The organism is Candidatus Symbiopectobacterium sp. 'North America' (assembly GCF_015762685.1).
Classification (GTDB): Bacteria; Pseudomonadota; Gammaproteobacteria; order Enterobacterales; family Enterobacteriaceae; genus Symbiopectobacterium.
Genome location: NZ_PEHF01000100.1, coordinates 1 through 9,656 on the forward strand (window position 1 = coordinate 1; position 9,656 = coordinate 9,656).

At 47.7% G+C, this 9,656-nt stretch carries 4 protein-coding genes and 4 pseudogenes; 4 read left to right on the top strand and 4 right to left on the bottom strand.

All coding sequences use genetic code 11. The features are described from left to right. Positions 1-58 precede the first annotated feature (58 nt). Positions 59-970, bottom strand: a complete 912-nt coding sequence (locus CS369_RS21705; RefSeq protein WP_244665179.1) for a Na+/H+ antiporter NhaC family protein — start codon at positions 968-970, stop codon at positions 59-61. 278 nt (positions 971-1,248) lie between these two features. Here CS369_RS21705 and CS369_RS21710 point away from each other — a divergent pair. The 3 genes and pseudogenes from CS369_RS21710 (at position 1,249) to CS369_RS21715 (ending at position 5,243) form a co-directional block, all read left to right on the top strand. Next, positions 1,249-3,313: pseudogene (locus tag CS369_RS21710) on the top strand (TonB-dependent receptor domain-containing protein). 47 nt (positions 3,314-3,360) lie between these two features. After that, positions 3,361-3,510, top strand: coding sequence for a hypothetical protein (locus CS369_RS22620; RefSeq protein ID WP_210769506.1), 150 nt, complete (start codon positions 3,361-3,363; stop codon positions 3,508-3,510). A gap of 11 nt (positions 3,511-3,521) precedes the next feature. After that, positions 3,522-5,243: pseudogene (locus CS369_RS21715) on the top strand (SulP family inorganic anion transporter). Between the two features lie 9 nt (positions 5,244-5,252). On the opposite strand, the pseudogene CS369_RS21720 reads toward CS369_RS21715, so the two are convergent. The 3 genes and pseudogenes from CS369_RS21720 to CS369_RS21730 form a co-directional block, all read right to left on the bottom strand. Continuing rightward, positions 5,253-6,030, bottom strand: a pseudogene (locus CS369_RS21720) (alcohol dehydrogenase catalytic domain-containing protein). Positions 6,031-6,050: 20 nt separating this feature from the next. Continuing rightward, on the bottom strand, positions 6,051-7,040 hold the full coding sequence (locus CS369_RS21725; protein WP_196908656.1) for an aldo/keto reductase: 990 nt from the start codon (positions 7,038-7,040) through the stop codon (positions 6,051-6,053). A 131-nt stretch (positions 7,041-7,171) separates the two neighbouring features. After that, the gene (locus tag CS369_RS21730; protein ID WP_196908653.1) at positions 7,172-7,759 is read right to left on the bottom strand and encodes a flavodoxin; all 588 of its coding nucleotides are present in this window, start codon (positions 7,757-7,759) and stop codon (positions 7,172-7,174) included. A gap of 802 nt (positions 7,760-8,561) precedes the next feature. Between CS369_RS21730 and CS369_RS21740 the strand changes: the two are divergent. Beyond that, a pseudogene (locus tag CS369_RS21740) lies at positions 8,562-9,656 on the top strand (inverse autotransporter beta domain-containing protein); the annotation flags it as partial.

The following is a 9,656-nucleotide window of genomic DNA, read 5'->3' on the forward strand; positions in this document are numbered from 1 at the left end:
GGCTGATGGCTGAAAACCCGGAAATCTCAAAAAGTGCGTGGAACTAAAACCGGTGTGCTTACAGTGCGGCGGTATCTGGCTCAGCAATAAAACGCAGTACCACCTGCGGCTGCATTATCGGCGTCATAATGCCTGCCAGTAATGCGGAACACATAATCGCCAGCGATGCAGGCACCTTTAATACCGAGAGCGTAAGTAAAAAGAACAAGGGCAGCAGGTTCCAGGGAGTAATGTGGAACAGTTCGTTAAACCGTTTCAACTCATTATCCGTGACAGTGGCATCGAAGGCACTGTGCTGATTAATACCAAGCGCGATAAACGCTATCAGGGCAATAGCTGCTGCGGGTAGGGTTGTCCACATTTGAGTGCGAATATGCTTATACAGTTCGACGCCATTCAGTTGTGCAGCAAATACGGTGCTTTCAGAGAGCGGTGATACTTTATCACCCACATAAGCACCGGAAATAACAGCACCGGCGGTGATCTCAGGCGATAAGCCAAGCATATTGGCTAATCCGACCAAGCCAACACCCAATGTACCTGCGGTTGTCCATGAACTGCCGATACTGAGTGATACACCAACACTCACTAAAAAGGGGATGGGGTAAAACCAGTTCGGCATGATCATGACTATGCCGTAATACACCATGGTTGGAATGGTGCCAGACATGTTCCAGGTGCCGATCAATGCGCCCACGGAAAAAAGAATAAAGATGGCACCGGAGACGGTGGCAATTCCTTTTCGTCCTGATTCAGAAATCTCTTCCCAAGTGTGCCCATTTTTTAATATGACTATCGACGTGATCATGGTGCTAAGAATAATTGCTACTTGCAGCGGGCCATTTACCGCATCCAGGCCGAACAAGGCAACGGAAGCCCCCACCAGCACGATCAAGGTGACTACAGGGAGTAAAGCATCAAAATAACTTGGCGCTTTTATTGTACGGGGAGACTTGGGATCGCTGACCATATATGCTCCGTATCCCGTTAAGGTGAAAAAACTTTTTTAAATTTGGAATGATCGTGTTGCGCGGTTCGTTCTGGTTTAAGCATAGCCGCTTTTTGCTGTGGTATTGAAGTATGTAATGGGACACCCATTGCCAAAGGTTTACCTGTTTTTTCTCATCCCTTTTTAGCTTTGTAAAGATTCCCTATGAAATGATAATGACTATTGTTTGCATTATTATTAAAGTCATCGCGCAAGTCACTTCATTGGCATCCATTTAGACGCGTTTAAAGGGAGTTGGGATGATAAAAAGAATGTTAGTTTCGGCACTTGCCATCACAGCAGCGCCTTACGGGATCTCCGCAGAAAATGACGATGTTATGGTTGTCACTGCTTCGGGGTATGAACAAAAACTGCGGCAGGCAGCGGCCAGTATTTCTGTCATCAGTCAACGTGAACTCAGCCAGAAAAGTTACACCGATCTTGCCGATGCGCTCAGTGATATCGAAGGGGTGGATGTCCATAGCACGACGGGCAAAACGGGAGGCCTTGATATCAGTATTCGCGGTATGTCCAGCAGCTATACGCTTATTCTGATCGATGGCATCCGACAAAATGGTACCGCTGATGTTACGCCAAATGGGTTTGGTGCCATGAATACCAGTTTTATGCCGCCGCTTTCTGCAATTGAACGCATTGAGGTTATTCGCGGGCCGATGTCGACGTTATATGGCTCTGACGCTATTGGCGGCGTCGTGAACATAATTACCAAAAAAGTGCCCAACGAATGGGGCAGTACTGCAACGTTGGAGCACACCTTTCAGGAAAACACCGACTTTGGTGACAGTTCTAAATTCTCATTATATTCCGGTGGGGCGTTAATTGAAGATAAATTGGGGCTGTCTCTACGTGGCAGTATTTTTCGTCGTGGGGAATCTCAGGCTGAATCATCAAGTACCGGTACTGAACTGAGTAAGCGTGGGCCAAACCCAGTTAAATCGGATAATTATACGCTTGGTAATAAATTGCAGTGGCAGGTCAATGACAAAAATGCGCTTTGGCTGGATGGTGAAATTGCCAATCAGAAATACGATAATGCCGAAAACCAACTCGGTACGATCGGTGCGGCAGGGGGATATGAAGATACGCTGCGCTATCAGCGCCGCAAAGTGACCCTTGGCAGTGATAATTACCTGAGTTTCGGTACGTTGAATTCGAGCCTCTCGTACAATAAAACCGAGAATAAAGGCCGACTGATCACCAACGCTTCTGTTCCTACCGCTACGGGCCTGGCGGGAACAAAGCGCGATCTTGATAATACCAATATTATCCTTGATTCCAAATTGGTAGCGCCGCTGGGTGACAGCCATCTGTTAACGGTAGGAGGCCAGTATTGGGATGCTCGCATGAAGGATGGCATCGTTCTGGCGAATAACGGCAAAGAGTTCCGTCAGGACTCTTGGTCTCTGTTCACTGAGGATGAATGGCGAATTGTCGATCCGCTGGCATTGACGTTTGGTGCCCGTTATGAGCATCAGGAGACCTTTGGCGGACATGTCAGCCCTCGCGCCTATCTGGTGTGGGATGCACATGATGATATCACGGTGAAAGGGGGCGTCAGCACCGGATACAAAACGCCGTCTCTTGTGCAATTGCACGATGGCATCAGTGGGGGTAACCGGGCAGCGGACGATTACCACGATCGGTAACCCGAAATTGAAACCGGAAGAGAGCGTCAATACTGAACTGGGAATTTACTATGAGAACCAGAGCGGTTTTGGTGCCAACGCGACGTTATTCCACAACCGTTTCAAAAACAAAATCAACAGTGAAACCATAGACAGCGTAACTAGCACCTATACCAACATTGGAAGAGCGACCACTCAGGGCATTGAGCTGGCAACAATCATTCCTCTGTGGTCTGATGATTGGTCACTCAACATGAACTACACCTTCACCGACAGCGAACAAAAGGATGGTGAGAATAAAGGGGCATCACTGACCAATACGCCCAGACATATGGCGAATGCGCGTTTGAATTGGAACGTGAATGAGAAACTCTCTACCTGGTTAAAGGCAGAGTACCGCAGTAAAACTGCACGATTCACCGACAACTATGAAAACCTGAGCGCATATTTTAAATCCTTTACTGTCTACAATCTTGGCGCATCGTATAAAGTGTCGAAAGATGTGACGTTCAACGGTGCTATTAATAACCTGACGGATAAAGATTTTACCCGGACACGCGTGTTTGCTGTGGGGAACGGGAGCACAACCGTTGGGGATTACTTTACCTCTTCCCAGAGTACCACCGGCTATGTGATGCCTGGGCGTAATTACTGGCTTTCCGTGAATGTGAATTACTGATTCTTCACGCTTTGTTGAGTCATACAAAAAATCAGAAGGCGCAGTACATGGCGACTTCTGATTTTTATTTTATCTCTGCCATACTTCACATCATCCGTGGGTTGTTGGTAGGCAAGCCATTCCCGCTGTGCAACGTGCTTTGTCGCCTGCCGGCGAGCAGGCCGCATGATGTCTTTTATTCCCATAATGAAGATTAAATGGAAGAAGTATGCAGTGGAAATCCCTGACTCCTGGCCTGATAAATCTGCTTGCTTATGAACGCACCTGGTTAAAGCACGACGTTCGCGCGGGGCTTTCGGTAGCGGCTGTTGCGTTGCCGGTGGCGATCGCCTATGCCGAATTAGCCGGCGTAAGCGCGATCGTTGGGCTTTACTCCTGTATTTTGCCGATGGTCGCCTACGCCATTTTGGCTCTTCGCGGCAATTAATTGTGGGTCCAGATGCTGCTACCTGTGCGGTCATCGCTGCGGTCATCACCCCCTTGGCGGCGGGAAACGCGGAGCTTCATTGGCAACTGGCGATTGTGATGACGTTGATGATGGGGACATGGTGTCTGATTGCCAGTCGATTCAAGCTGGGGGCCATTGCGGATTTATTGTCTCGCCCGATATTAAGCGGCTTGCTTAACGGTGTTGCACTGACCATCATCGTCAACCAGATCAGCAAAGTGTTTGGTTTTTCATCCCCCTCCAGTGAACTGATTGAGCGCATTTATGCGCTACCGTCGAATCTGGTAAAATAGCTACTGGCCAACGGTGGGTATCTCGTTGCTGACGCTGTTATGTCTGTTTGGTGTGCGTTATCTTCGGCCTAATTGGCCCGCACCGCTCTTTGCCGTCCTGTTGACGACGGGGCTGACCTGGGCGGCAAACTTGCCGCGCTTTGGCGTTGAGACGGTTTCTGGTTACACCGGGGGCGGTTTGCCTACCGTGTCCTGGCCGGATTTCAAACCTGGCTTGCTGCGTGAACTGGTGATCCCGGCGTTGAATCTTGCGGTGGTCAGCTTTGTCAGTATGATGCTGACGGCGTGCAGCTTCGCGGCAAAAAATGGTTACGAGGTTGATGTAAACAGTGAATTTCGCGTACTGGGTTTGGTGAATATCGTCTCTGGTTTGTCACAGGGATTTGCCATCAGCGGAGCAAATTCACGTACTGCGGTTAACGATGCCAACGGTGGCAAAAGCCAGTTGGTTTCTGTGATCTCCGCTTTGGCGATTGCGCTGGTGGTCGTGCTGTTGAGTGAACCTCTGCAATATATTCCCATTGCCGTACTCGGCGTCATATTAATCTATGCGTTGTGGGGCCTGCTGGATTTAGGCAGCATATTCCAACTGCGTAAGCGTAATCGCCCGGCATTCTATCTGGCACTGTTTACTTTTCTGAATGTGCTGCTGGTGGGCATTATTCCGGGTATTGGATTGGCTGTGTTGCTAGGGTTGCTGCAATTTCTGCAAACGGTATTTCGACCTACTGAGCATTTGCTCGGTGTCAACGCGGAAGGCATGATTCATTCATTAGATAACGGCAATGATAATGATATCAGACCGGTGGACGGCGTTATCATGTACCGTTTCAATTCCCCATTAACCTATTTCAACGTTGCCTATTTTAAAAGCCGCATTACAGATCTGGTGGATAGTGATGCCTCTCAGCCGCGCTGGGTGGTGATTGATGTGGTAGCCAGCTTTACCCACGCCGATGTCAGCGTGCTGGCCGCTATCGACGAATTGAAACGAGAGCTTAAACAACGCGGAATTAATCTGGTGCTCGCAGGACGGCGAACCGAATTAACCCGTTGGTTTCGTATGGACCGTTCCGACAGTAAGGTACACGATTTGATTCTGGTGCCGGATCTGTATTTGGCATTACGGCTGATTCAGAGTAAAGCGTGTAAAGAAACAGATTCGCTGAGGGCGGACAGCCCGCCCTGATTATGTAACTTATTGCAGCGTAGACATATCCAAAACAAATCGATATTTCACATCGCCTTTTTCCAGGCGAGAAAACGCATCATTAACCTGACTGGCACTGATGAGTTCGATATCAGCAGTAATGCCATGTTTAGCGCAAAACTCAAGCATTTCCTGGGTTTCTGCAATGCCACCGATATTCGAACCGGAGAAGCTGCGACGCCCTTTAACGACATTAAATGCGCCAAGGCGAGTCGCATCTGCAACCTTGGCTTCCGATGTGGTAAATACCACCACCTGTGCGCCCATCGCTTTGGCAATTTTGATCGCGACGTGCCCGAGCCCTCCGATGCCGAGAATGCCTACCACTTTTCCCGAGCCGGCCTGCCAGCGTTTAAGCGGAGAGTACACCGTAGGTCATTCCCCCCAGATGTTTATCCGGCGAGTTAAACGAGAGTGTAGTGCCGGATTCACAGAACTGCTCGAGGTCGCTGCGGCAGGCTGGACATTCGCCGCATGCGTCAACAATGCAGCCCACTGCGGCGTAATCGCCCGGTTGAAATCGGGTGACGGCACGGCCCACCGCGGTAACTCGGCCTACGATTTCGTGCCCAGGGACCATCGGGTAGTGTGCTGCACCAAAATCATTTTTGAGCTGATGAAGGTCGGAATGGCAGATGCCGCAATAGAGAATGTCCATCTCAACGTCATCATCCAGTAATCCGCGGCGTTTAATACTGAATGTTGTTAACGGATTGGTTGCCGTATCGGAGCCAATGGCTTTAATGGTTTTAATGGTTTTAAACATGACAACTATCTCTATGAAGATTAACGACCAACATGTGCTTGCAATGCCGCCGGATAACGTTCACCTACGATGTTCACCATTTCCAACGCTTGGGTAATTTTCTGCAAGTCTGCTGGCGTGAGTATGATTTCTGTTGCAGCCAGGTTTTCCTCTAGCCGATGCAACTTCGTGGTGCCCGGAATAGGCACAATCCATGGTTTTTGCGCCAGTAACCAAGCCAGTGCGATTTGAGCAGGAGTAGTGTGACGTTCTGCTGCCAGTTCTGCCAGTAATATCACCAGTTTTTCGTTGGCTTTCAGAGCGTCAGCGGAGAAACGAGGAACCGTTTTGCGGAAATCATTCTCTGCAAAGATGGTTTCGGCTTTGATTGCACCGGTCAGAAAGCCCCTGCCCAGCGGACTGAAGGGCACAAAACCAACGCCGAGTTCTTCAAGCAGCGGAAGTATTTCTTGCTCCGGCTCGCGCCACCATAGGGAATATTCACTTTGCAGCGCGGTAACAGGTTGTACGGCATGAGCGCGGCGCACGGTTTGAGCCCCGGCTTCTGAAAGGCCAAAATGTTTTACTTTGCCTTCGGCGATCAGATCTTTCACGGTTCCTGCGACATCTTCAATCGGGACATCGGGATCAACCCGGTGTTGATAGAGAAGATCGATAACATCCGTCTTAAGGCGACGCAATGAACCTTCTACGGCCTCACGGATATGCTTTGGGTGACTGTTCAACATTTGCTGTTTATTGTCGTTGCCTATGTTAAAGCCAAATTTTGTCGCGATAACCACGCGATCGCGCAAAGGTTTTAAGGCCTCACCGACAACGTCTTCATTTAAATAAGGGCCATACACTTCGGCGGTATCAAAAAATGTTACCCCGCGCTCAACGGCTGCGCGAATCAGTGTTATGACCTGACGTGTATCCGTTGCCGGTCCGTCGCCTTGGCTCAATCCCATGCAGCCTAAACCTAGCGCCGAAACTTCAAGTCCTGACTTTCCCAAATAACGTTTTTGCATTATTAAGCTCCTGCTATTAACGGCTTTACCGATGTTTAGCAAGCATAGCGCAGCGCGATTTATTCGATTAGTCGCTCGAATTCGCTAGGGTTTATTAACGGTGTTCATTAATTACCGCTCGCGTCGGCAATTCAGCGCGAGACTGTACTTAGCCAGCGGGTCACGATTTCTGTGGTTCTTCGTTCTTGATCGCATTCGATAACAAGTGGCTGTTCTCGTCTGGCATGAGGGGCCAGTCTCGCCAGGAGTGCTTCACTGTTACCAACACCATATCCACCATGTGTGATGAAAGGTATCAGGGTTTTGTCTGCCTGATTATGGGTAGTGAGAAAGGTTTGGACTACTGGAGGAAGGGTGGTTCCCCAAACAGGAAAACCTAAATAAATCGTTTGATAACGCTCAATATTACTGACACTGCTTTTTAGCGGTGGCCTGAGGTCACGGTCAATTTTTGTCTGTTCTACCGTCTGAAAATAATCATCCGGATAGGGTATTGCTGGCTCAATCTCAAACAGATCGCTGTGCAGGCTGCGATGAATAACCCCTGCGATAACACGCGTGTTACCACTGGGGGATAAATAGACGACGAGAGTGCGTTCAGTTTTTAGTGAGTTATCCGTGTTGGCACTCGCGGAGGTGGGAAACGCCATCTTTACCACGGTTAAGCTGGGCAATGCGGAAAGCAGCGCTCTTCGAGTGCGATCGTGTTGGGGCGACATGTATGATTCTCCGCAAAAATGGATAACAAACAATGTGCGCTGTGATATAGGAGTAGCGTAGCATCAATAAGCCCAAGATAACAGAACATGTGTGGTGAGATAATCGTATTGTATTGATTAGTGTTATGAATATTGCTCATTAAATGCGTGTCACTGTCTCAGTGAGTAAATAGTCTCGTTTCGTTATTTAAATATGTCAAAGAGGATGTGTTAAATAAACAAATGTAGTTATCTTTAAGATTGGATAAAAAGCATTGGTCTATTTAAAATCATAATTTTTTTAAAAAATTATCATTACAATTTCAGAATATTTACCAGAAATAGTCTGGTGTTTGGTGAGGGGGGCAAATTTTATAGTGAATCTATTGTTCATATTATATTGATTTGTTTTGGATTTATTAACGGTCATGACTGTTCTCGTGGTGTTGGAATAACCGTCGATGAGTGATACAAGACACAGTGGATGGATTGGTATCCGATGATAACCCTATTTTTAAATTTTTTATCATGTTATAGAGTATGCTGCTTTTTTTGTTTTTATGATTCATATTTTTTGTGTTTATTATTGAGGGCACATTTGTGTTTAATAAATTATGAATGATAATGGAAAATATCGTTTTTTTCGACAACTGGGGATGGTTTTTGCTTTGATTGGTTGTTCTCAGGTGAATAAAAGTGATGAGAGGACCCACACTCCTGTGATTAAGTTCTCAAAAGAGGAGGCTGGGCGCTCTGTAATTTCACCATCAATCGCAGGTAATGCCTCTAGTCAGCATTCCGCTATGTCGTCCAAAAGGACGATATGAAAATTCGGGGAGAGGCTCAGGCTCGTTTGAGCACGCCTGGCCGTCAGTCTGAAAGCACCTCGCTGAATGTATTAGTTCCATTGCAAGAAAATGAAAATCGCATGCTGTTTAGCCAATTTAGGGGACATCATCGCAAGCATAAAAACAGCGTCAGTGCGGGAGTGGGGCCGCTTCATTTTGGTAATGACTGGGGATTGGGCTATAACCTTTTTTATGATGCGCAGACGTCAAAATCAGTTTACCACCGCCTCGGCGTTGGTGGAGCTATGGTTTGATAATGTTCGTTTTATGGCCAATGGATATTATGGCCTGACACGTAACCAGGATGTTGATGAAAAACTAGGGTATTACGCGGATGTCGCTCATGGCTATGATGTCAATTTGCAAGCGTGGATACTCGGGTATCGTCAGTTGAGTGGTCGGGTGAAATTTGAGCAATACTTTGGCGATAGTGTTGCGCTTACCAAGAAAGGGAAAGATGCCAGAAATCTGCATGCGTTATCATTAGGGCTCAGCTATGCGCCGATTCCATTGCTACAGTTTGATGTTGATCGCGTGTTGGGTGGGCAAAGTCAAGCTGAAAACCGTTTTGGGATCTCTGTTCGTTACCAATTTGGTGTACCTCTTTCTTTGCAACTTGATCCAACGTACACGGCATCCCAGTACTTGAGGAAAGCAAAAAATTATCATGTTGTTGATCGTAACAACGATATAAAGCTTTCGTTTCGAGAGAAGCCCTCGGAACGGATAGAAAAACCAGTGATAAAAGCACCCGTTGCGCCAAAACCTCCAACAATACCCCCAGCATCTCAACCGCCAAAAGCACCAACCCCATCAGTGGGGCCTGAAGGGCCAAAACCACCCGTTGTAACGCCAGAAGGCGATCCCTGTTTAGAGTGCGGAGACCTAGAGCCAGTAACAAACCCTTCTGTTGACGATGAATCTTTTGGGGATGAAGGAAGGGCAGCAAACCCTAAAGGTGAAGTAGAACTGATTAATAGACAGCCTGATTTTCATGTTTATCAACGGGTCTTCCCCTATCATGGTGGCACACACCCTCAATCAAGTATAATTATCTATACTTGTACCTT

Excerpts from the sequence above, each read along its gene's own strand:
- CS369_RS21705 (WP_244665179.1), bottom strand. The coding sequence starts at position 970 with ATGGTCAGCGATCCCAAGTCTCCCCGTACAATAAAAGCGCCAAGTTAT.
- CS369_RS22620 (WP_210769506.1), top strand. The coding sequence starts at position 3,361 with ATGGCGACTTCTGATTTTTATTTTATCTCTGCCATACTTCACATCATC.
- CS369_RS21725 (WP_196908656.1), bottom strand. The coding sequence starts at position 7,040 with ATGCAAAAACGTTATTTGGGAAAGTCAGGACTTGAAGTTTCGGCGCTA.
- CS369_RS21730 (WP_196908653.1), bottom strand. The coding sequence starts at position 7,759 with ATGTCGCCCCAACACGATCGCACTCGAAGAGCGCTGCTTTCCGCATTG.